Here is a 21,364-nt window from a genome sequence, read left to right on the forward strand (position 1 = left end):
TCCCCTTCGGCATTCAAGTTGAGCTATGTCGACTCAATGCTTGGGAGCGTGCGGATGTTCCCCGCCTTGCGTTCGCTGTGAGCGATCACGACAAGGGCTGGGCAAATCCCCTTGCGTAAGACCTGATCTGCGGGTTCAACTATTACCGCTGCAGCGAGCGGCGGACGGACGGGGAGGGACCCATGGTGAGCGCAGGCTTCGAGAGTGCCCGTGAGGACGTCAACGTACGGGAGTGGGTGGACGGCTGGGTGGTCTCGCGCGGAGCCTCCGCCCCGCTGCTCGAACCCTGGGGCTACACCATCCACGTCGGCCAGATCCCGCACGTGGCCCGGCATGTCCTGGCCGCCACCAACGACGCCGTCCTGGAAGCCGATGTCCGCAAGGCGACCGAGTCGGCCCGGGGCCTGAACTGGCACCTCAAGGTGTTCGCCGACCCGGAGCGCGTGCTGCCGTGGCTCGCGCCCGGCTGGGAGCCGTACGGATCGGGCGACTACCTGATGGTCACCGAACTGGACGCGTCCGAGACCGTGCCCGGTCCGCCGCCCGGCTACCGGCTGCACACCTGGGACCGCGGGGGCGTCACGCGCGTCCTGCTCACCGACTCCGACGGCTCCTTCGCCGCGCGCGGCCAGATCGCGCCGGTCGGGGCGAGCGCGGTCGTCGACCAGATCGAGACCGCAGAGGAGCACCGGCGGCGCGGCCTCGGCAAGGTCGTGATGCGCACGCTGCACGCGGCGGCCCGCGCCCAGGGCTCGACCCGCGCGGTCCTCGCCTGCACGCCGGAGGGACGGCTCCTGTACGAGGCGGTGGGCTGGCGGACCGTGGCGCCGCTCACGAACGCGAAGTTCGTGGGGTGAGGCGGGCTGCGCCTCACGGCCGCGAAGCTCGTGGGGCGGGCGGCGCCTCACGGCCCCGAAATTCGTCGGGTGAGGCGGGCGGCGCCGTCCGCTCACGGCCTCGCCGTCAGTCCCTCCGCAGCACCAACGTCACGAACCCCAGCGTCCCCCGGTACCCCTTGAGCCACTGGTCCCGGTGCCGGTCCGCCGCCTCCAGCGCCTGCCCCGCCTCGCGCTCGCCCGCGTGGTCGAGCGCCCAGGCGGACAGGCTGCCGGTCCAGGACCACTCGTAGTCGTCCCACTCGGCGCGCGTGCTGACGTGCGCGTACACCGGGGTCCACCCGGCCTCCGTCACCTGGTCGACCGTACCGGCGAGATCCGCGAACTCGTCCTTCTCGAAGCCGACTTCGAGCGTGCGGGCGTCCGGCTCGCGCTCCCAGAACCCTTCGCCGACCACCACGCGCCCACCACGGCGCAGGTGCCGCGCGCACGCGTCGAGCGTGGGCAGCAGGCCGCCGAAGGCGTGGGTCGAACCGACGCACAGGACCACGTCGTACGGGTCGGGGGCGGCGTAACCGGCGGCGTCCCGCTGGTGCAGCGTGACCCGCCCGCCGAGCCCGGCCGTCTCGAGGTGCTGCCGGCCGCGCGCGAGCGCGGGTTCGCTCAGGTCGACCCCGTCGGCCCGCACCCCCGGCCTCCCCTCGGCGGCCCGTACGAGCCAGGCCGCTTCCCCGCAGCCGAGGTCGAGGACCCGTTCGTCACCGCGCGGCAGGGCACGCGCGAGCAGGCGCGCCACGGAGGCGTCGTGCAGCGGCGCGGCGATGGGATGGTCACGGTGGGCGATCGAGCTGATCTGCTGTCGGTCCATGGGAGGGCATCCTGCCCCGGCCACCGGCCCACGGCCACGGCTTTACGGGACGATGCGCGTTTACGGGGCCATGCGCGCCGCAGCGCGGGCCGCCCCGCCGTTCACCGCCCCGCCGTTCACCGCCCTGCCGTTCACCGCCCAGCGACCGCCTCCCGGCAGACGGCAACGAACTCCCGTACCACCGCGTTGTCCTCGGCCGCCGGGGGCCACACCACCGCCACCGTGCAGGGCGCGACTCCGGTCACGGGTCGCTGGACGATGCCGGGGCGCGGGTAGTAGCGGGCGGCCGCGGACGGGGCGAGGGCGATGCCGTAGCCGTTGGCGATCGCGTTGAGCCAGTCGTCGGGGTGGCGGGTCTCGGCGCCGATGCGCGGCGCGCGCCCTTCGCGCGCCTCGGTGGCCAGCCACCAGTCGCGCCAGCTCCCCGCCTGGGCGGGGGCGGCCACGAACGGCTCGTCCCACAGCTCACGGAAGCCGATCGTCTCGCGCGCCGCGAGCCGGTGCCCGGCCGGCAGCAGCACACAGCGCGGCTCGGTGAACAACTCGGCCGTCCGCCACCGCTCCTGGCCCGGGAAGGGCAGGTACAGCAGGGCCGCGTCCACCTCGCCGTCGGCCAGGCCCGCGGTCGGTTCGGACCACTCCCCCTGGCGCATCTCCACGCGCCAGCCGGGCCGGCGCTCGCCGAAGGCGGCGATGATGCCCGGGGTCGCCTCGTTGGCCCCGCTGCCCATGATGCCGACGCGCAGGACGCGCTCCGCCCGTACGGCCGCGCCCTTGGCCTCCCGTACGGCCTCGGCGAGGGCGTCGAGCACGGCAGGGGTCCGCCCGGCCAGCGCGCGGCCCGCCTCCGTGAGCGCCATCCCGGACCGGGAGCGGACGAACAGCCGCACCCCGAGCAGCGTCTCCAGCTGCTTGATCTGCTTGGTCAGGGACGGCTGGGCCACGTAGAGCCGCTCGGCCGCACGCGTGAGGTTGCCCTCCTCGGCCACGGCGGCGAAGTAGCGCAGCAGCCTGGTGTCCACATCCATGCCGCCAGGCTATGGAAGCGGGTATTGGACCGCCACGGCGGGACGCGGCGACGGTGGAGGTGATCGACAAGAACAGCTCCGCCGACGGGCCGGCCGGCCCCTCCGGAGGGGCCCGAGCACTCCGCCCCCGGGGCAGAGGGGACCTCACACCATGTACGCCGCGTACCTCGTCCTGACCCTGGTGACCGCCGCCGCCACCGGCTTCGGCGCCTACCTGGACTTCACCCGGCACCCGATGATCGTGGCCATCGCGAACAGGCTGCGGGTGCCCGTGTCCTGGATGCTCCCGCTCGGCACCTGCCTGGCCGCGGGCTCGCTCGGGCTGCTCGCGGGCCTGGCCGTACGGCCGCTCGGGGTCGCGGCCGCAGCCGGCCTGGTCCTGTACTTCGTCGGAGCCGTGATCACGCACCTGCGTGTGGGGGACCTGAAGCTGGGCGGTGCGCTGCTGTTCCTGGGACTGTCCGCAGCGACCCTGGCGCTGGCCCTCACCGCACCCCACTAGGGGCCGCGGCCGGACTCAGCGGACCGCCAGCCGCCACAGGGACGTGATCTCACGCGAGCGCGCCTCGTACAGCGGATCGTCCCGGTCGAACGCCCGCCCGTGCCGGGGCGTGGTGGTCTCGCGGCCGGTAACCTCGAGACCCGCCGCACCGATCGCGTCCGCGAGCTCCGACTCGCCCCGCAGGCCGAGGCGTTCGGCCAGGTCGGAGATGAGCAGCCAGGCCTCGCCGCCGGGTTCGAGGTGCTCGGGAAGCCCGGCGAGGAAGCGGTGCAGGAAGCTGCTGTCCGGGTCGTAGACGGCGTGGTCGAGGCGGGTGCGGGGGCGGCCGGGGAGCCAGGGCGGGTTGCACACGATCAGGTCGGCGCGCCCTTCGGGGAACAAGTCGGCCTGCTCGACGCGGACTTGGGGGCCGACCCCGAGCCGGTCGGCGTTCTCGCGCGCGCAGGCCACCGCGCGCGGGTCCAGGTCGGTGGCGACCACGCGGCCCGCGCCGTGCCGCGCGAGCAGCGCGGCGAGCACGCCGGTGCCGGTACCGACGTCGAACGCGACGCGCGGCGGCAGCCCCCGGGCCTCCCAGTCCTTCGCGGCATCGGCCGCCAGGTCCAGGTACTCGCCCCGGACCGGCGAGAACACCCCGTAGTGCGGATGGATCCGGTCCCCGCCGAGCGCCGGCACCACAACACCCTTGCGTCGCCACTCGTACGCCCCGACGACCCCGAGCAGCTCCCGCAACGACCCGACCACGGTCGCACTGTCGGGCTCCTCCGCTGCTTCCCCTGCGTCCCCTGCCGTCTCGAACTCCCCATACGCTTGCGCGCAGGCCTCGGCGACCTCGGGGGCGCGCTTGAGCGGAATCGTCCAGGCGCCGCCTTCGCCCGCCTCGTACGGAACGAGCAGGAGACTCAGGATGCGGGTGCGCCGGGCCTGCTCGCGGCGCTGGAGATGGAAGGCCTCGGTGAGGCTGTCCGCCTTGGGCCGGCGGCGGGGTTCGGCCCGCTTGCCGAGCGAGGTGAGCAGTTGCCGCGCCGAAGGGAAGTCGCCGGTCCACAGCAGCGCGGTGCCTTCGCAAATGTGCCGGTACGCGGCGGCGGTGCCGATCCTGCTGTCTGCGGGCACGACACGACGCGGAGCGGGCGTACCGCCGTCGGACACCCAGCGCGCCGACCGCACGGCACCGTCGTCCTGGATCCAGTGGAGCGACACGGGGGCCTTTCGGTGGGACGGGTGGGGCTCGGCCAGGGTATTTGAGCGCCGGCCTGATCCGGCAACTCCCGCTCGGGACCGCCCGCCCGCTTGGGAAAACACCCCGCACCCACCCACCCCCACCGGCCACAATGTCCCTATGCACGCCACGTACGACAACCGAATCAACCGCCTGACCGACGAGCCCGTCGTGATCGACCGACGTGACGGGCCCCACGGCGAAGTGGTGCTGCGGCGGCACGGTGGGCTGTTGCAGATCATCGTCAACGGGGTGTTTCTGATGGACACCTCCGACGGGCGGTCCGAGCGGCTGCTCGTCGATGCCGCGCGGGATGCGCTGCCCGCGGACCGGGCCGAGCCGTCCGTGCTGATCGGCGGGCTCGGGGTCGGGTTCTCGCTCGTGCATGCCGCGGCCGATCCGCGGTGGGGGCGGATCGATGTGGTCGAGCGGGAGGAGGCCATCGTCGAGTGGCATGAGAAAGGGGCGTTGCGGGAGGTTTCGGGCGCGGCGCTCGAAGACGAGCGGGTCCGGATCGTCCGGGCAGATCTCGTCGCGTACGTACACGACGGCAATGAGAGATACGACGCACTCTGTCTCGACATCGACAACGGTCCGGACTGGACGGTTACCGAGGGAAACCACAGTCTTTACTCTCCGCAAGGGCTCGCCGCGTGCCGGAACATGCTCAACTCCGGTGGTGTGCTTGCGATTTGGTCCGCGCAACCGTCGGCGGTTTTCGAAGAGTCGTTGCGGAATGCCGGATTCACGAGCGTACGTACGGAAGAGATCCCCGTTGTCCGCGGCGTCCCCGACGTGGTCCATCTCGCCGTCAGGGGCGCATAGCCGAGGCGGTGTAACTGCCCGTACGCTGCTGACCGACACCGCGGATCTTTGCGCGAGGAATTCCGGAGCAACAGGTTCTGTGCACGGGTCCCGTGCGAAGCCGCGAACGACAACGACGGACTACGAAGGCGTATCCAGGGGCGGGGCCATGGAGCAGACACACACCTCCCACAACGGCACGGCGGCCACGCCGGGCGCCCAGCGACGGGTCCTGGTCGTCGAGGACGACGCCACGATCGTCGATGCGATCAGCGCCCGGCTGCGGGCCGAGGGTTTCCTGGTGCAGACGGCGGGAGACGGCCCTGCCGCCGTCGACACCGCCGAGGCATGGCAGCCCGATCTGCTGATCCTCGACATCATGCTGCCGGGCTTCGACGGGCTCGAGGTCTGCCGGCGCGTGCAGGCGCAGCGTCCGGTGCCGGTGCTGATGCTGACGGCGCGTGACGACGAGACCGACATGCTGGTCGGGCTGGGCGTCGGCGCGGACGACTACATGACGAAGCCGTTCTCCATGCGGGAGCTGGCGGCGCGCGTGCATGTGCTGCTGCGCCGCGTGGAGCGGGCCGCGCTCGCCGCGACCACCCCGCGCTCGGGGATACTCCGGCTCGGGGAGCTGGAGATCGACCACGCGCAGCGCCGCGTCCGCGTGCGCAGCGAGGACGTGCATCTCACGCCGACCGAGTTCGACCTGCTCGTCTGCCTGGCGAACACCCCGCGCGCCGTGCTCTCGCGTGAGCAGCTGCTCGCCGAGGTGTGGGACTGGGCGGACGCCTCCGGCACCCGGACCGTGGACAGCCACATCAAGGCGCTGCGCCGGAAGATCGGCGCCGAGCGGATCCGTACGGTGCACGGCGTGGGCTACGCGCTGGAGACGCCGACGCCATGAGCGGCGCGGAGGGCACGCCCCGTACGGGCAGCACCGGAAGTACGGGCGGACCGTCCGCGAGCGGGCTCCGGCCCGGCGGCCCGATGGCCCGTGGCCCGATGGCCCGTGGCCCCAAGGCCCGCGGCCGCAAGCCCGGCGCCGCCGAGACCCGCGCCCCCAGGACCCGCGTCCCCCGACCCCGCGAGGCCAAGCCGCACGGCCTCAAGCCCGGAGCCTGGCTCCTGCGCCGCCCCGTGGCGGCCACGCTGCTGTGGTGGTCCCAGCTGCTCCTGTGGTGGTCCGCCCTGCGGCGGCGCCGCTCGGAGACCCTCGGCCGGCGCGCCGAGGCGGCCCTGAGCCGCGCGGAGTCGAGCCGGGACCGCGCCGAGGCGGCCCGCGGCCGGGCCCTGGCCACCGGCCGGGCGCGCGAGGGCCGGGTGCTGCGGCGGACGGTCTCCGCGCTGGCGGATCTGCGGCCCTTCTCCATCAAGACCAAGCTCGGCACGCTCGTGGTGATCTCCGTGCTCATCACCACCGGGCTGCTGATGATCGCCATACAGACCAAGACGGAGCTGCGCTTCATCACGGTCTTCTCGGTGATCGCCACCCTTCTCATCACCCAGTTCGTGGCGCACTCGCTGACCGCGCCCCTGGACGAGATGACCACGGTGGCCCGTTCCATCTCGCACGGCGACTACACGCGCCGCGTCTCGGGCGCCGACCGCCGCGACGAGCTGGGCGACCTCGCCCAGACCATCAACCGCATGGCCGACGACCTGGAGGCGCAGGACCAGCACCGCAAGGAGCTGGTGGCCAACGTCTCGCACGAGCTGCGCACCCCGATCGCGGCGCTGCGCGCGGTCCTGGAGAACGTGGTCGACGGTGTCTCGGCCGCCGACCCGGAGACGATGCGGACCGCACTCAAGCAGACCGAGCGCCTGGGCCGCCTCGTGGAGACCCTGCTCGACCTCTCGCGCCTCGACCACGGCGTGGACCAGCTGCACGCTCGCCGCTTCGAGGTGTGGCCGTATCTCTCGGGCGTTCTGAAGGAGGCCAACATGGTCGCCTCGCAGCGCCGCGGGATGCCCTCCGGCTCGGGCCGGCACACCCGTACCGACGTGCATCTGCACCTGGACGTGACGCCGCCGGAGCTGACCGCGCACGCGGACGCCGAGCGTCTGCACCAGGTCGTGGCCAACCTCATCGACAACGCGGTCAAGCACTCGCCGCCGCACGGCCGGGTCACGGTCCGTGCCCGCCGCGGCGAAGGTCCCGACTCCCTGGAGCTGGAGGTCCTCGACGAGGGCCCCGGTATCCCGCGCTCCGAGTGGCACCGGGTCTTCGAGCGGTTCAACCGCGGCAGCCACGCGGACAAGAAATCCAGCGACGGCGGTACGGGCCTCGGGCTCGCGATCGCGCGCTGGGCCGTGGATCTGCACGGCGGCCGGATCGGTGTGGCCGAATCCGCTCGGGGTTGCCGAATTCAGGTCAGTCTTCCGGGGAACACACGGGCGCAGAGTTGACGTAGGGTTCGAAACGGGCGCACAAGATCTTCGAACCCGGTTCGCCTGATCGACGTGCGGTCAGTCAAGGGTGCGAGTCATGAGGGTCGCAGCCGCGGTTTCCGCTACCCGACACGAAGTGGAACCTCGCTTGTTTCCCGCCATTTCCCGCTCCGAAACACGCCTTGTGATGTGACTTACGTGACGGAAGGCCCGCCCGGTCTGCACCTCTCGGCCCGGGAGGCGTAGCCTTTATTCCCGCTGTCCATCACCTTGTGAAGCGGAAGAGGGCGGTTACCGCCGTGTCGCCACAGTCCCCCAGTAACTCGAGCACCACGACCGACCAAGCGGGGCAGGGCAAGAACCCTGCCGCCGCCTTCGGCCCCAATGAGTGGCTCGTCGACGAGATCTATCAGCAGTACCTCCAGGACCCGAATTCGGTCGACCGTGCCTGGTGGGACTTCTTCGCCGACTACAAGCCGGGAGGCAATGCCGCCGCCCCGCTGAAGACGGAGAGCTCCGCCGGTGCCGCAGCCGCGGGGGCTGCGAGCACCCCGGCCCAGGCTCCGAGCGCTCCCGCAGGATCCTCGGCTCCGGCCCCCGCCGCTCAGGCCCCGGCCCAGGCCGCCGCTCCGGTCCAGGAGTCGGCCCCTGCGCAGGCCCCGGCCCCCGCTCCGGCGAAGCCCGCGGCCCAGGCTGCCGCGCCCGCCGCCCCCGCCAAGCCCGCCCCCGCCGCGAAGCCGGCCGCCGCCAAGGCAGCCCCCGCGAAGGAGGCCGCTGAAGGCCCCGAGCTGATCACCCTGCGCGGCCCCGCCGCCGCCGTCGCGAAGAACATGGACGCCTCCCTGGAGGTGCCCACCGCGACCTCGGTGCGCGCCGTCCCGGTGAAGCTGCTCTTCGACAACCGCATCGTCATCAACAACCACCTCAAGCGCGCCCGCGGCGGGAAGGTCTCCTTCACGCACCTCATCGGGTACGCGATGGTGCAGGCCATCAAGGCCATGCCGTCGATGAACTGGCACTACGCGGTCAAGGACGGCAAGCCCACCCTGGTCAAGCCGGAGCACGTGAACTTCGGTCTGGCCATCGACCTGGTGAAGCCGAACGGCGACCGCCAGCTGGTCGTGGCGGGCATCAAGAAGGCCGAGACGCTGAACTTCTTCGAGTTCTGGCAGGCCTACGAGGACATCGTCCGGCGCGCCCGCAACGGCAAGCTGACGATGGAGGACTTCACCGGCGTCACCTGCTCGCTGACCAACCCGGGCGGCCTCGGCACGGTCCACTCCGTGCCGCGTCTGATGTCCGGCCAGTCCGTGATCATGGGCGTCGGCTCCATGGACTACCCGGCCGAGTTCCAGGGCACCTCGCAGGACACCCTGAACAAGCTGGGCATCTCCAAGGTCATGACGCTGACCTCGACGTACGACCACCGCGTCATCCAGGGTGCGGCCTCCGGCGAGTTCCTCCGTATCGTCGCGAACCTGCTCCTCGGCGAGGACGAGTTCTACGACGAGATCTTCAAGGCGCTGCGCATTCCCTACGAGCCGGTCCGCTGGCTCAAGGACATCGACGCCTCGCACGACGACGACGTCACCAAGGCGGCGCGCGTCTTCGAGCTGATCCACTCCTACCGGGTGCGCGGCCACGTCATGGCCGACACGGACCCGCTGGAGTACCGCCAGCGCAAGCACCCCGACCTGGACATCACCGAGCACGGGCTGACGCTCTGGGACCTGGAGCGCGAGTTCGCGGTCGGCGGCTTCGCCGGCAAGTCGATGATGAAGCTGCGCGACATCCTCGGCGTCCTGCGCGACTCCTACTGCCGCACCACCGGCCTGGAGTTCATGCACATCCAGGACCCGAAGCAGCGCAAGTGGCTCCAGGATCGCATCGAGCGCCCGCACTCCAAGCCGGAGCGCGAGGAGCAGCTGCGCATCCTGCGCCGCCTGAACGCGGCGGAAGCCTTCGAGACCTTCCTTCAGACGAAGTACGTCGGCCAGAAGCGCTTCTCCCTGGAGGGCGGCGAGTCCGTCATCCCGCTGCTCGACGCGGTCATCGACTCGGCCGCCGAGTCGCGCCTGGACGAGGTCGTCATCGGCATGGCCCACCGCGGCCGCCTCAACGTCCTCGCGAACATCGTCGGCAAGTCGTACGCGCAGATCTTCCGCGAGTTCGAGGGCAACCTCGACCCGAAGTCGATGCACGGCTCCGGCGACGTGAAGTACCACCTGGGCGCGGCCGGCACCTTCACGGGCCTCGACGGCGAGCAGATCAAGGTCTCCCTGGTCGCGAACCCGTCGCACCTCGAAGCGGTCGACCCGGTCCTCGAGGGCGTCGCGCGCGCCAAGCAGGACATCATCAACAAGGGCGGCACGGACTTCACGGTCCTGCCGGTGGCGATCCACGGCGACGCGGCCTTCGCGGGCCAGGGCGTGGTGGCCGAGACCCTGAACATGTCGCAGCTGCGCGGCTACCGCACCGGCGGCACGGTCCACATCGTCATCAACAACCAGGTCGGCTTCACCGCCGCCCCGGAGTCCTCGCGTTCTTCGATGTACGCGACGGACGTGGCGCGCATGATCGAGGCGCCGATCTTCCACGTGAACGGCGACGACCCCGAGGCCGTCGTCCGCGTTGCCCGCCTGGCCTTCGAGTTCCGGCAGGCGTTCAACAAGGACGTGGTGATCGACCTCATCTGCTACCGCCGCCGCGGTCACAACGAGTCGGACAACCCGGCGTTCACGCAGCCGCTGATGTACGACCTGATCGACAAGAAGCGCTCGGTGCGCAAGCTCTACACCGAGTCCCTCATCGGCCGTGGCGACATCACGCTCGAAGAGGCCGAGCAGGCCCTTCAGGACTACCAGGGCCAGCTCGAGAAGGTCTTCACCGAGGTCCGCGAGGCCACCTCGCACTCCGCGCCGAGCGAAGTGCCGGGCCCCGAGGCCGAGTTCCCGGTGGCGCTGAACACCGCGATCTCGCAGGAGGTCGTCAAGCGCATCGCCGAGTCCCAGGTGAACATCCCCGACCACATCACCGTGCACCCGCGTCTGCTGCCGCAGTTGCAGCGCCGTGCGGCGATGGTCGAGGACGGCACGATCGACTGGGGCATGGGCGAGACCCTGGCCATCGGTTCGCTGCTCCTGGAGGGCACCCCGGTCCGCCTCGCGGGCCAGGACTCCCGCCGCGGCACCTTCGGCCAGCGCCACGCCGTTCTGATCGACCGCGAGACGGGCGAGGACTACACCCCGCTCCTGTACCTCTCGGACGACCAGGCGCGTTACAACGTCTACGACTCGCTCCTCTCCGAGTACGCGGCGATGGGCTTCGAGTACGGCTACTCGCTGGCCCGTCCCGAGGCACTCGTCATGTGGGAGGCGCAGTTCGGCGACTTCGTCAACGGTGCGCAGACGGTGGTGGACGAGTTCATCTCGTCCGCGGAGCAGAAGTGGGGCCAGCACTCCGGTGTGACCCTGCTCCTCCCCCACGGCTACGAGGGCCAGGGCCCGGACCACTCGTCCGCCCGCCCGGAGCGCTTCCTCCAGCTGTGCGCCCAGAACAACATGACGGTCGCGATGCCGACGCTCCCGTCGAACTACTTCCACCTCCTGCGCTGGCAGGTGCACAACCCGCACCACAAGCCGCTGGTCGTCTTCACGCCGAAGTCGATGCTGCGTCTGAAGGCCGCGGCGTCGAAGGCGGAGGAGTTCACCACGGGCGGCTTCCGTCCGGTCATCGGCGATGCGACGGTCGACCCGGCCGCCGTCCGCAAGGTCGTGTTCTGCGCGGGCAAGGTCTACTACGACCTGGAGGCCGAGCGGCAGAAGCGCGGCATCACGGACACGGCGATCATCCGCATCGAGCGCCTGTACCCGCTGCCGGGTGCGGAGCTCCAGGCGGAGATCGCCAAGTACCCGAACGCCGCGAAGTACATCTGGGCCCAGGAGGAGCCGGCGAACCAGGGTGCGTGGCCGTTCATCGCGCTCAACCTGATCGACCACCTGGACCTGGCCGTCGGCGCGGACATCCCGCACGACGAGCGCCTGCGCCGCATCTCGCGTCCGCACGGCTCGTCCCCGGCGGTGGGTTCGGCGAAGCGGCACCAGGCCGAGCAGGAGCAGCTGATCGCTGAGGTCTTCGAGGCGTAAGACTCGCTGTTTCCGGTTGTACGTGAGGTGGGGCTGCATCCCTTCGGGGGTGCGGCCTCATTTCCGTTCCTGGGGGCGCCCCCGGGACCTGCGCCGCTTGAGCACTTCAGCCAGGGGCGGAGCCCCCGGGGGCGGCCGGATCGGTGACGCCGCCTGCGGCAGGGTGCCGCTGTGCCCGCCCATGCCGCCCTGTGGCACGGCCGGACACAGCTGGGGCACGACTGCCGACCGCCGGGTGCGGGGGCCCGCATATCCTGGGCACATGTACTTCACGGACCGTGGCATCGAAGAACTGGAGAAGCGGCGCGGCGAGGAGGAGGTCTCCTTCGAGTGGCTGGCCGAGCAGCTCCGTACCTTCGTCGACCTGAACCCCGACTTCGAGGTCCCCGTCGAGCGCCTCGCCACGTGGCTGGCCCGCCTCGACGACGAGGACGACGAGTAGTCGCCACGGATCCGGCAGGACGACGAGTAGTCCCTACGGATCCGGCAGCGTGACCGTCACGGTCAGACCGCCACCCTCCCTGGGCACCGCCTCCACCGCACCCCCGTGCGCGGACGCGATGGACCGTACGATCGACAGGCCGAGCCCCGCTCCCTTCGCGGAGACCACCCGATCCGCGCCGAGCCGGCGGAAGGGCTCGAAGAGGCGCGGGATCTCGTACGGCGGGATCACCGGGCCCGTGTTGGACACCTCCAGGCGGGGACCGGGTCCGCTGACCACCCGCACCCACCCGGCACCGTCGTTGTGGCGCAGCCCGTTCTCCACGAGGTTGTGCACGAGCCGCTCCAGGAGCAGCGCGTCCCCGGACGTCTCCGCCTCGCCTGCTTCGACCTTGAGCGAGACACCCGCCTTCGCGGCCTCGCCCGCCAGCTGCGCACACACATGCGCCGCCACGTCCGCGAGGTCGACGGGGTGCCGGTCCACGACCGTGTGATCGGCGTCGGCGAGCAGCAGGAGGCCCGAGATCAGGCGCTCGTGACGGGAGTTGATCTCCAGGAGGTCGGCGCCGAGCTGCTTGACGTCCTGCGAGGCCGTACGACGGTGCATCGCGACCTCGACCAGCGCGCGGCCGAGCGTGAGCGGGGTGCGCAGCTCGTGGGAGGCGTTCGCGACGAAGCGGCGCTGGCCGTCGAAGGAGCGGTCGAGGCGCTCGACCATGGTGTCGAAGGTGTCGGCCAGTTCCTTGACCTCGTCGCCGGGTCCGTCGAGCGCGATGCGTTCGTGCAGGCCGCGACCGGCGGCGGGGGCGGCCGCGATCCTGCGCGCGGTGTCGGTGACCCGGTGCAGGGGCGCGAGCACCCGTCCGGCGACCAGCCAGCCGAAGCCCGCGGCCGCGCCGCCGACGACGAGCAGGGCGATGCCGCCCTGGGTGAGCAGTGAGGTGGTCGCGGCCTCGTTGAGGCGGTCCTGCTGCATCTTCATCCAGCGGTCGGCCTCGGTGCCGCTGAGGATCCTGCCGTCGGGCGTGACGGCGAACCGCTGGTTCTTCTTCGGCTCCCGCTGCGGGGTCCCCTCACCGGTGCCGCCGGTCAGCTCCTTGCCGATGGTGGAGATCATCTTGATGCCGCCGGCGCCGAGCTGCTGGTGGAACAGCGCGTACGTCGTGCCGAGCAGCACCACGCCGGCCAGCAGGAACCCCACGCCGAACACCAGCGTGAGCCGGGTGCGCAGCGCCATGGACCTCGTACGCCCAAAGCGCGCTCTCATGGAATGCGGTACCCCGCCCCGGTCACCGTCTGCACCAGCTGCGGCTCCCCCAGCTTGCGCCGCAGCTTGAGCACCGCGAGCCGTACCGCACCGGTGAACGGGTCGGCGTGCTCGTCCCACACCTTCTCCAGGAGCTGCTCGGCGGAGACCACCGCCCCGTCCGCGCGCAGGAGTTCGGCGAGCAGCGCGAACTCCTTGGGCGACAGCGGTACGTAGCGTCCCTCGCGGAAGACCTCGCGGCGGGCCGGGTCCAGGGTGAGGCCGGCGCGGCGCAGCACCACGGGGGCGGCGGGCCGCGAGCGGCGGCCGAGCGCCTGGACGCGGGCGCCGAGTTCGGTGAAGGCGAAGGGCTTCGTGAGGTAGTCGTCGGCGCCGAGCGTCAGGCCGTCCACGCGGTCGCGGATGTCCGCCGCCGCCGTGAGCATGAGGACCCGTGGTCCGTCCCCCGTGAGGGCCAGCGCCCGGCACACGTCGTCGCCGTGCACGCCGGGCAGATCGCGGTCGAGGACGACGACGTCGTACGCGTGCACGCCCGTGCGCTCCAGGGCCGCAGCCCCGTCGTAGGCGACGTCCACGGCGTGGGCCTCCTCGCGCAGCCACTGGCCGATCGCGTCGGCGAGCAGCCGCTCGTCCTCCACCACCAGGACCCTCATCGTTCCTCCTCCGCACCGGTGCCCGGGTCATGGTCGCCTCCGGGGCGTTTCCGCGGCGTCAGGGATTGCTGTGGACGCCGCCGCAGCCCCGGTGCGCCTCCGCCGCGCAGCCGCCATGCACCTCCGCCGCCGGAGCCCGGCGGGCGCTCGCCGCGTACGCCCCACAGGAACCGGAAACCACAGGGAAACGCCCCGCCGCGTTGCATCGCCCTCACGACGGACGTGCACAACGTCCGCGTGACGGAAGGGAGATGACGCGATGGGCAGGTCCACGAGGTCCCTGCGGGGCGTCCTGGCGGCGGCACCCCTGGTGCTCGCGCTGGCGCTCACCGGCTGCGGCTCGGGCGACGACGGCAGTGGCGTCGCGTCCGTGAGCGGCGCGAAGAAGGACGGCGCCGAGCCGAGCGCGAGCGCGGATCCGCAGGAGATGGGCATGAAGTACGCGCAGTGCATGCGCGAGAACGGGGTGCCGATGGACGACCCGGAGCCCGGAGGCGGCATCCGCCTGAAGGTGGACGGCTCGATACCGAAGGCGACCGTGGACAAGGCCATGGAGGCCTGCCGCAAGTACCAGCCGCAGGGCGGCATGGGCAAGAACGGCGAGGGCGCGAAGAAGATGCGCGAGTTCGCGCAGTGCATGCGCAAGAACGGCGTCGAGGACTTCCCCGACCCCGAGGAGGGCGGCGGCATCCGGATCGACAAGGGTCTGGCGGACGACCCGGACTTCGAGAAGGCGCAGGAGGCCTGCGGCGACCTGATGGGCGGCAAGCCGCAGACGCAGGAGAAGGGCTGATGGGTGAGCCGGCGGTCGAGGACCGCACCCGTCCGGAGGGGGAGCCGGAGCCCGGGCCGGAGGAGAAGGCGCAGCCGCAGGAGACCACAGGGACGCACGCGACCAAGGGGGCGCAGGAGGCCGCAGGGCCGCACGAGGACACCGGATTCGCGCCCGAGACGCGGCGCCCGCGCGGTCGGCGCGGCTTCAAGGTCGCCGTCGCCCTCGCGGTGCTCGCGACCGGCGGCGCCGTCACGGCCGCCGCGCTGGGCCTGGGCGGCGCCGACCCGAGGGCGCAGACGGGCGACGCCCTGCCGCCGGCCACCGCCGAGGTCACCCGGGGCACGCTCGCGGACACCGAGACCGCCGACGGACAGCTCGGCCACGGCACGACACGGACCGCGTCCACCCGGCTGCCGGGCACGCTGACCTGGGCTCCCGGCACCGGCGACCGGATCACCCGCGGCAAGTCGCTGTACGCGGTGGACGGCGCGCCGGTGACGCTGATGTACGGCTCCACGCCCGCGTACCGCGCCCTGAAGGAGGGCGTGGAGGGCGCGGACGTACGGCAGTTGGAGAAGAACCTCGACGCGCTCGGCTACGAGGGCTTCACCGTCGACGAGGAGTACACCGCGGGGACGGCCGATGCGGTACGCGCCTGGCAGGAGGACCGGGGCCTGGCGGAGACGGGTGAGGTCCCGCTGGGCCAGGTGGTGTTCGCGGACGGTGCCGTCCGCGTGGACAGCGTGCAGGCCCAGGAGGGCGACGCGCTGCGGCCCGGCGACGCGGTGCTCGCGTACACCGGGACCAGCCGCGCCGTGACCGTCGAACTGGACTCGGCCGACCAGGAGATGGCGAAGGAGGGCGCGAAGGTGGAGGTGCGGCTGCCCGACGACCAGGTGGCGGCCGGGAAGGTCGAGGAGGTCACCACGGTCATCAAGCCGGCCGAGGGGCAGCAGGAGGCCGAGACGAAGATCGAGGTCGTGGTCGGGTTCACGGACGACAAGGGGCGCAAGGCCGCCGAGCAGTACGCGCTCGCGGCCGTGCACGTGGACTTCACGGCACGGACCCGCGAGGACGTGCTCACGGTCCCGGTCGCGGCGCTGCTCGCGCTGGCCGAGGGCGGCTTCGGCGTGGAGGTCGTCGAGGGCACGAAGTCCTCGTATGTCCCGGTGGAGACCGGCCTGTTCGCGAACGGCCGGGTCGAGGTCTCCGGGGCCGGCATCGCCGAGGGCGTGAAGGTGGGGGTGCCGAAGTGATCGCGCTGACGGACGTCACGAAGACGTACGCGGGCGGGGTCACGGCACTCGCCGGAGTGTCCCTGACCATCGGCAGAGGTGAACTCGTGGGCATCGTCGGCCCGTCCGGCTCCGGCAAGTCCACGATGCTGAACGTGCTCGGCACGCTCGACCGGCCCACGTCCGGGAGCGTACGGATCGACGGATACGACGTGGGCGCGCTCTCGGACGCCGAGCTGTCGGCGCTGCGGGCGGCCCGAATCGGCTTCGTCTTCCAGCAGTTCCACCTCGCGGCCGCCACCTCCGCGTGGGACAACGTGGCCGACGGGCTCCTGTACTGCGGGCTCGGCCTGCGCGAGCGGCGCCGGCGCGCGGCCGCGGTCCTGCGCCGGGTCGGACTCGGCCACCGGCTGCACCACGCGCCGCACGAGCTGTCCGGCGGCGAGCGCCAGCGCGTCGCCATCGCGCGGGCGGTCGCGGGCGACCCGGGCCTGCTCCTCGCCGACGAACCGACCGGCGCGCTCGACTCGGTGACCAGCGAGGGCATCATGCGGCTGCTGCGCGAGCTGCACGAGGCCGGCACCACCGTCGTGATCATCACGCACGAACGGGAGATCGCGGACGGACTGCCGCGGCAGGTGCGGATGCGGGACGGGCGGATCGTGAGCGATTCGGGGGCGCCGGCGCACGGCGTCCCTTCGGCGGGCGAGCCGGTGGGGGCACCGTGACCGTGGACGTGCGGGCGCCGGAACTGCCGCGCGTCCAGGGACCGTTGAGGCCCGCCCGGCTGCGGCCGCGCGATGTGGTCAAGGTGGGGTCGGTCGGTCTGCGCACCCGCCCGCTGCGGGCCTTCCTGTCCGCCCTCGGCATCGCCATCGGCATCGCGGCCATGGTGGCCGTGGTCGGCATCTCGGCCTCCTCGCAGGCCGGCCTCGACCGTACGCTGGCCGCGCTCGGCACGAATCTGCTCACCGCGTCGCCGGGCTCCACGATGACCGGCGGCCAGGCTCAACTCCCCGACACCGCCGAGCAGATGGCGGCCAGGATCGGGCCGGTGACCTCCGTGTCGGCGCTCGGCAAGGTGCCCGACGCGAAGGTGTACCGCACCGCGAAGATCCCGCAGGCCGAGACCGGCGGCCTGTCCGCGTACGCCGCACGCACCGGTCTGCGCGCCACGACGGGCGCGACGCTCGCGAGCGGCACCTGGCTGAACGAGGCCACCGGCCGCTATCCCGCGACGGTACTCGGCGCGACGGCGGCCGAGCGCCTGGGCATCGGCCGCGCGGGCGCGGACACCCAAGTCCTCATCGGGGGACGGCTGTTCACGGTGGTGGGCATCCTGGCCCCGGCGCCGCTCGCGCCCGAGCTCGACACTGCGGCCCTCGTGGGCTGGCCCGTCGCGCAGGAGGAGCTGGGCTTCGACGGGCATCCGACCACGCTCTACGTACGGGCCGAGGACGCCGATGTCGAGGACGTGCAGGCGGTGCTCGGATCGACCGCCAACCCCGAGGCGCCCAACGAGGTCGAGGTCTCGCGCCCCTCGGACGCGCTCGCCGCGAAGAAGGCCGCGGGCGAGGCCTTCACCGGGCTGCTCCTCGGACTCGGCGCGGTGGCGCTCCTCGTGGGCGGGGTCGGCGTGGCGAACACCATGGTGATCTCGGCGCTCGAACGCCGCGCGGAGATCGGCCTGCGGCGCTCGCTCGGCGCCACCCGCGGCCAGATCCGCACGCAGTTCCTCGCGGAGTCCCTGCTGCTCTCGGCGCTCGGCGGGGTGGGCGGCGCGGTCCTCGGCATCGCGGTCACGGCCGGCTACGCGCTCTACCAGGACTGGCCGGTGACGGTGCCGCCGTGGGCGGCGGCGGGCGGGGTGGGCGCCACGCTGGTGATCGGCGCGGTGGCGGGCCTGTATCCGGCGGTACGGGCGTCACGCCTCTCCCCTACGGAGGCGCTTGCCGCCTAGCCCCCCGTTGGCGTTGGGGCGGGGCGGGGAGAGGAACCCCCACCCCGCCCCTCAGTCCCGCGCCCGCACCCGGTCGTACGCCAGCCCCAACCCCCCGTTGACCACAAGCGCCACCCCGGTGACCGCCCACGCGGGGCTCCGCCGTCGCAGCGCATACCCCAGCACCGGCACCCCCGCGAGGACCTGCACCAGCGCGAGGGCCCGCGCTTTCGGCCCGCGCACCCAGGCCCCGAGCCGCCCTCGCTCGACCACGTCCAGCTCGGCGCTGACCACCTCGCGCCACCCGGTCCACCGCACCTGTTCCACCTCGGGCAACTCCTCGGCCGCAGACCGGAGTTCCTCGGTGGAAAGCCCCGGCGCGAGCCCCGCGGGCAGCGCGAGCCCCGCCCGCCCGAGCACCGCGAGCAGCCCGCGCATCCGGGCCCGCGCGTCGGCGTCCGAGTCGGGGCGCGCGAGCTCTTCCAGCGACTGCATGTCGAGTACGGGGTCGAGGCCGAGCCGGGAGACGAAGCTGCTCAGGGCCTCTTCCTCGCCCACGGGCGTGCCGTTCGCCAGCCATACGTAGCCGACCGTGCGCCGGAAGCCGGAGGCGAGCGTGAACCCCGCGCCGCCGTCGTCCCACCACAGGGCGAGCGCCGGCCACGGCGAGGCGACCGCGAGCGCCGAGGCCCAGCCGCGCGCGACCCGGTCCACCTGTTCCTCGCCCTGACGCCAGGGCCTGCCCTCGGGCACGAGCACACTCCACTCCGGCCCTGCCTCCGCGAGCAGCATCGGCTCGCGCAGCAGCTGCGCCGCGGGACCCACGGCGGCCGGATCGGAGCGGCACAGGAGCAGGGCGCCGGGGTTCCCGGGAACGTCAGGCATGCCCTCACGCTAGGGCAATATGCCCTGGTTAGCGCGTTATTGGCACCCTCACGAGGGGCGTACGGACCTCTTCGCCTCCGCGCACGGAACTCCCGCGTCCCGGCGCCGGAACCCGTCCCCCTAGGGGCACCCCGGACCCGTAAATCAGGTGCGCGGGCCCCAGGGCACGCCTTGACTTCACCCAACCGCGATATATCGTGTCTAGCAGAAGACGCGATATGGCGCGTAATGGGTCGCCGAGCCCGGCCGCGGTGTGAGAGCCGGAGCCGCAGCACGCGACACAGGCCGCGTCCCAGGCAACCCGAGGCCGAAGGAGGTCAGCCATGCCAGAGTCGACGTGGACCGTCGCGGAGCCCAAGAAGCTCACCTTCGACGACCCGGTCACGACCCTTCAGGTACGCATCGTCAATGGAACCGTCAACGTGGTGGGCACCGATGAAGGTTCCGCCCGGCTCGAGATCTCCGAGGTGCACGGGCCCGAGCTGATCGTCCGCCACGAGGGCGGTGTGCTCAGCGTCGGCTACGACGACCTGCCCTGGAAGGGCTGGCTCAAGTTCCTCGACCGCAAGGGCTGGCACCGCAAGGCCGTCGTCTCGCTCGCCGTGCCCAGCGGCACGCGCGTCGAGGTCGGCGTGATCGGCGCGAGCGCGATGGTCTCCGGCATCGAAGGGCCCGCCACCGTCAAGGGCATCAGCGGCGACTCCACCCTGGTCGGCCTGACCGGGCCGGTGCGCGCCGAGTCCGTGTCCGGCGATGTCGAGGCCCAGTCCGTCACCGGCGAGCTGCGCTACAACTCCGTCTCCGGGAATCTGACGGTGATCGACGCCGGCGCCTCCGTACGCGCCGACTCCGTCAGCGGGGACATGATCGTGGACCTCGACCCGCAGGGCGGGCTCGCGGATGTCGCCCTGAACAGCGTCTCCGGGGAGATCGCGATCCGGCTGCCGCACCCGGTCGACGCCGAGGTCGAGGCCAACACGACCAGCGGCGCCGTCTCCAACGCGTTCGAGGACTTGCAGATCGGCGGCATGTGGGGCGCCAAGCGGGTCACGGGCCGGCTCGGCGAGGGCCGCGGCAGGCTCAAGGCCACCACGATCTCCGGCGGCATCGCGCTGCTGCGGCGCCCGCCGCGGGAGGACGCGGAGGAGCCCGCGGACACCCCGCCGGCCGACACCCCGCCCACAGGCACCCCGCCCGCGGACTCGCCGGCGACCGACACCGCGCCGGCCGACACCCCGCCGGCCGACCGCCCGGCCTCCGACGGCCCGACCGGGAAGGTGCTCTGAGATGGCCCCCGTCTTCGCCCACGGCCGGCTCCGGCTGTATCTGCTCAAGCTCCTCGACGAGGCACCGCGCCACGGATACGAGGTGATCCGCCTCCTGGAGGAGCGCTTCCAGGGCCTGTACGCGCCCTCCGCCGGCACCGTCTACCCGCGGCTCGCCAAGCTGGAGGCCGAGGGCCTGGTCACGCACACCACCGAGGGCGGCCGCAAGGTCTACTCGATCACCGACGCGGGCCGCGCCGAACTGGCCGAGCGCGCCGGGGAGTTGGCCGACCTGGAGCTGGAGATCCACGAGTCCGTGGCCGAGCTCGCGGCCGAGATCCGCGACGACGTGCGCGGCGCCGCGGGTGATCTGCGGCGCGAGATGCGGGCCGCGGCGGGCGAGGCGCGCTCCTCCGCCCGGAAGTCCGCGCGCGGCGGCATGGACTGGGAGGCCTCGTTCGGCGACAGCGAGGGCTGGCGGCTTGCCAAGGAGGAGCTGCGCCGGGCCAAGCAGGAGCTGAAGGAGCAGGCGCGCCGGGCCAAGGACGAGTCGCGGCGGGCCCGCGAGGACGCCCAGCGGGCGCGGCGGCAGGCGCAGGACGCGACCCGTGAGGCCCGTGAGGAGGCGCGCGAGGAGATGCAGCGGGTCGCCAAGTCCGTGCAGGACAAGGTGCAGGACCACTTCCAGCGCGGGGACTGGCCGACGGGCCTGCGCGAGGGCCTTGCGGAGATCACCAAGGAGCTCGGCCGTTTCACCAAGCCGGGAGCCTGGGGCGGCCCCGCGGAGTCCGAGCCGAGCGTGGTGGTGGACTTCGGCAAGCCGGGCGCGTCCGAGGATTCCGTACGGGATGACGTGCCGCCCACCGCGGAGGAGCCCGCCTGGGCGCGCGAGGAGTCCACGGGCGATCCGGCCCGCGATCTGGACCGGCTGCTGGACCGCTTCCGTGACGACATCCGCGACGCCGCCCGCGACCACGGGGTGACGGAGGAGCAACTCACCGAAGCCCGCGCGCGGTTGGCGGCCACGGCCGTGCGGCTCGGCTCGATCCTGCGGGGGCGGGACGCGCAGTAGGACACGAGGAGGGGTGGGCCCGCCGCATCAGCGGCG

The 21,364-nt window shown here is 72.4% G+C and carries 19 protein-coding genes; 13 read left to right on the top strand and 6 right to left on the bottom strand.

The genetic code is table 11. From position 1 onward, the window contains the following. The first annotated feature begins 182 nt into the window (after positions 1 to 182). A complete protein-coding gene (locus tag BLT97_RS09200) occupies positions 183 to 857 on the top strand; it encodes a GNAT family N-acetyltransferase (RefSeq protein ID WP_093608271.1) in 675 nt (224 codons plus the stop codon). A 106-nt stretch (positions 858 to 963) separates the two neighbouring features. On the opposite strand, the gene BLT97_RS09205 is transcribed toward BLT97_RS09200, so the two are convergent. Beyond that, positions 964 to 1,704, bottom strand: coding sequence for an SAM-dependent methyltransferase (locus tag BLT97_RS09205; protein ID WP_093608272.1), 741 nt, complete (start codon positions 1,702 to 1,704; stop codon positions 964 to 966). A 131-nt stretch (positions 1,705 to 1,835) separates the two neighbouring features. After that, a complete protein-coding gene (locus BLT97_RS09210) occupies positions 1,836 to 2,732 on the bottom strand; it encodes a LysR family transcriptional regulator (protein ID WP_093608273.1) in 897 nt (298 codons plus the stop codon). Positions 2,733 to 2,883: 151 nt separating this feature from the next. Here BLT97_RS09210 and BLT97_RS09215 point away from each other — a divergent pair, with 151 nt between their 5' ends. Beyond that, on the top strand, positions 2,884 to 3,234 hold the full coding sequence (locus BLT97_RS09215) for a DoxX family protein (RefSeq protein ID WP_093608274.1): 351 nt from the start codon (positions 2,884 to 2,886) through the stop codon (positions 3,232 to 3,234). 15 nt (positions 3,235 to 3,249) lie between these two features. Here the strand turns inward: BLT97_RS09215 and BLT97_RS09220 are convergent, their stop codons facing one another. After that, positions 3,250 to 4,437 (bottom strand): methyltransferase, encoded by a 1,188-nt coding sequence (locus BLT97_RS09220; RefSeq protein WP_176953679.1) that lies wholly within the window; start codon positions 4,435 to 4,437, stop codon positions 3,250 to 3,252. A 139-nt stretch (positions 4,438 to 4,576) separates the two neighbouring features. On the opposite strand from BLT97_RS09220, the gene BLT97_RS09225 reads away from it, so the two are divergent. From BLT97_RS09225 to BLT97_RS09245, 5 genes are all read left to right on the top strand, one after another. Next, positions 4,577 to 5,281, top strand: coding sequence for a spermine/spermidine synthase domain-containing protein (locus BLT97_RS09225; protein WP_093608368.1), 705 nt, complete (start codon positions 4,577 to 4,579; stop codon positions 5,279 to 5,281). 148 nt (positions 5,282 to 5,429) lie between these two features. After that, positions 5,430 to 6,167 carry a response regulator transcription factor gene (locus tag BLT97_RS09230; RefSeq protein WP_093608276.1) on the top strand — a complete coding sequence of 246 codons (738 nt, stop codon included), beginning with the start codon at positions 5,430 to 5,432 and terminating at the stop codon, positions 6,165 to 6,167. 449 nt (positions 6,168 to 6,616) lie between these two features. After that, on the top strand, positions 6,617 to 7,669 hold the full coding sequence (locus BLT97_RS09235; protein ID WP_093608369.1) for a HAMP domain-containing sensor histidine kinase: 1,053 nt from the start codon (positions 6,617 to 6,619) through the stop codon (positions 7,667 to 7,669). A gap of 281 nt (positions 7,670 to 7,950) precedes the next feature. Next, positions 7,951 to 11,796: a multifunctional oxoglutarate decarboxylase/oxoglutarate dehydrogenase thiamine pyrophosphate-binding subunit/dihydrolipoyllysine-residue succinyltransferase subunit gene (locus tag BLT97_RS09240; protein WP_093608277.1), complete on the top strand. Its 3,846-nt coding sequence runs from the start codon at positions 7,951 to 7,953 to the stop codon at positions 11,794 to 11,796. A 262-nt stretch (positions 11,797 to 12,058) separates the two neighbouring features. Then, positions 12,059 to 12,238 carry a DUF6104 family protein gene (locus BLT97_RS09245; RefSeq protein WP_018544467.1) on the top strand — a complete coding sequence of 60 codons (180 nt, stop codon included), beginning with the start codon at positions 12,059 to 12,061 and terminating at the stop codon, positions 12,236 to 12,238. 33 nt (positions 12,239 to 12,271) lie between these two features. On the opposite strand, the gene BLT97_RS09250 is transcribed toward BLT97_RS09245, so the two are convergent. Beyond that, entirely contained in the window at positions 12,272 to 13,474 is a 1,203-nt protein-coding gene (locus tag BLT97_RS09250; protein WP_245769220.1) for a sensor histidine kinase, read from the bottom strand. Positions 13,475 to 13,500: 26 nt separating this feature from the next. After that, positions 13,501 to 14,157, bottom strand: a complete 657-nt coding sequence (locus tag BLT97_RS09255) for a response regulator transcription factor (RefSeq protein WP_093608279.1) — start codon at positions 14,155 to 14,157, stop codon at positions 13,501 to 13,503. A 259-nt stretch (positions 14,158 to 14,416) separates the two neighbouring features. On the opposite strand from BLT97_RS09255, the gene BLT97_RS09260 reads away from it, so the two are divergent. The 4 genes from BLT97_RS09260 to BLT97_RS09275 are packed head-to-tail and all read left to right on the top strand — an operon-like array spanning position 14,417 to position 18,127. Continuing rightward, a complete protein-coding gene (locus tag BLT97_RS09260) occupies positions 14,417 to 14,950 on the top strand; it encodes a hypothetical protein (protein ID WP_093608280.1) in 534 nt (177 codons plus the stop codon). Continuing rightward, positions 14,950 to 16,188, top strand: a complete 1,239-nt coding sequence (locus BLT97_RS09265) for a peptidoglycan-binding protein (protein WP_093608281.1) — start codon at positions 14,950 to 14,952, stop codon at positions 16,186 to 16,188. The genes BLT97_RS09260 and BLT97_RS09265 overlap by 1 nt, the downstream gene beginning before the upstream one ends. Beyond that, positions 16,185 to 16,895, top strand: a complete 711-nt coding sequence (locus BLT97_RS09270; protein ID WP_093608282.1) for an ABC transporter ATP-binding protein — start codon at positions 16,185 to 16,187, stop codon at positions 16,893 to 16,895. The genes BLT97_RS09265 and BLT97_RS09270 overlap by 4 nt, the downstream gene beginning before the upstream one ends. A 2-nt stretch (positions 16,896 to 16,897) precedes the next feature. Next, on the top strand, positions 16,898 to 18,127 hold the full coding sequence (locus tag BLT97_RS09275) for an ABC transporter permease (protein ID WP_218137294.1): 1,230 nt from the start codon (positions 16,898 to 16,900) through the stop codon (positions 18,125 to 18,127). A gap of 51 nt (positions 18,128 to 18,178) precedes the next feature. Here BLT97_RS09275 and BLT97_RS09280 read toward each other — a convergent pair whose 3' ends face one another. Then, a complete protein-coding gene (locus tag BLT97_RS09280; RefSeq protein ID WP_093608283.1) occupies positions 18,179 to 18,991 on the bottom strand; it encodes a hypothetical protein in 813 nt (270 codons plus the stop codon). 323 nt (positions 18,992 to 19,314) lie between these two features. Here BLT97_RS09280 and BLT97_RS09285 point away from each other — a divergent pair, with 323 nt between their 5' ends. After that, a complete protein-coding gene (locus tag BLT97_RS09285; RefSeq protein ID WP_093608284.1) occupies positions 19,315 to 20,277 on the top strand; it encodes a DUF4097 family beta strand repeat-containing protein in 963 nt (320 codons plus the stop codon). Position 20,278: 1 nt separating this feature from the next. Beyond that, positions 20,279 to 21,328, top strand: a complete 1,050-nt coding sequence (locus tag BLT97_RS09290) for a PadR family transcriptional regulator (protein ID WP_093608285.1) — start codon at positions 20,279 to 20,281, stop codon at positions 21,326 to 21,328. Positions 21,329 to 21,364: the final 36 nt, after the last annotated feature.

The sequence above is a fragment of the Streptomyces indicus genome, from assembly GCF_900100315.1.
Taxonomy (GTDB): Bacteria; Actinomycetota; Actinomycetes; order Streptomycetales; family Streptomycetaceae; genus Streptomyces; species Streptomyces indicus.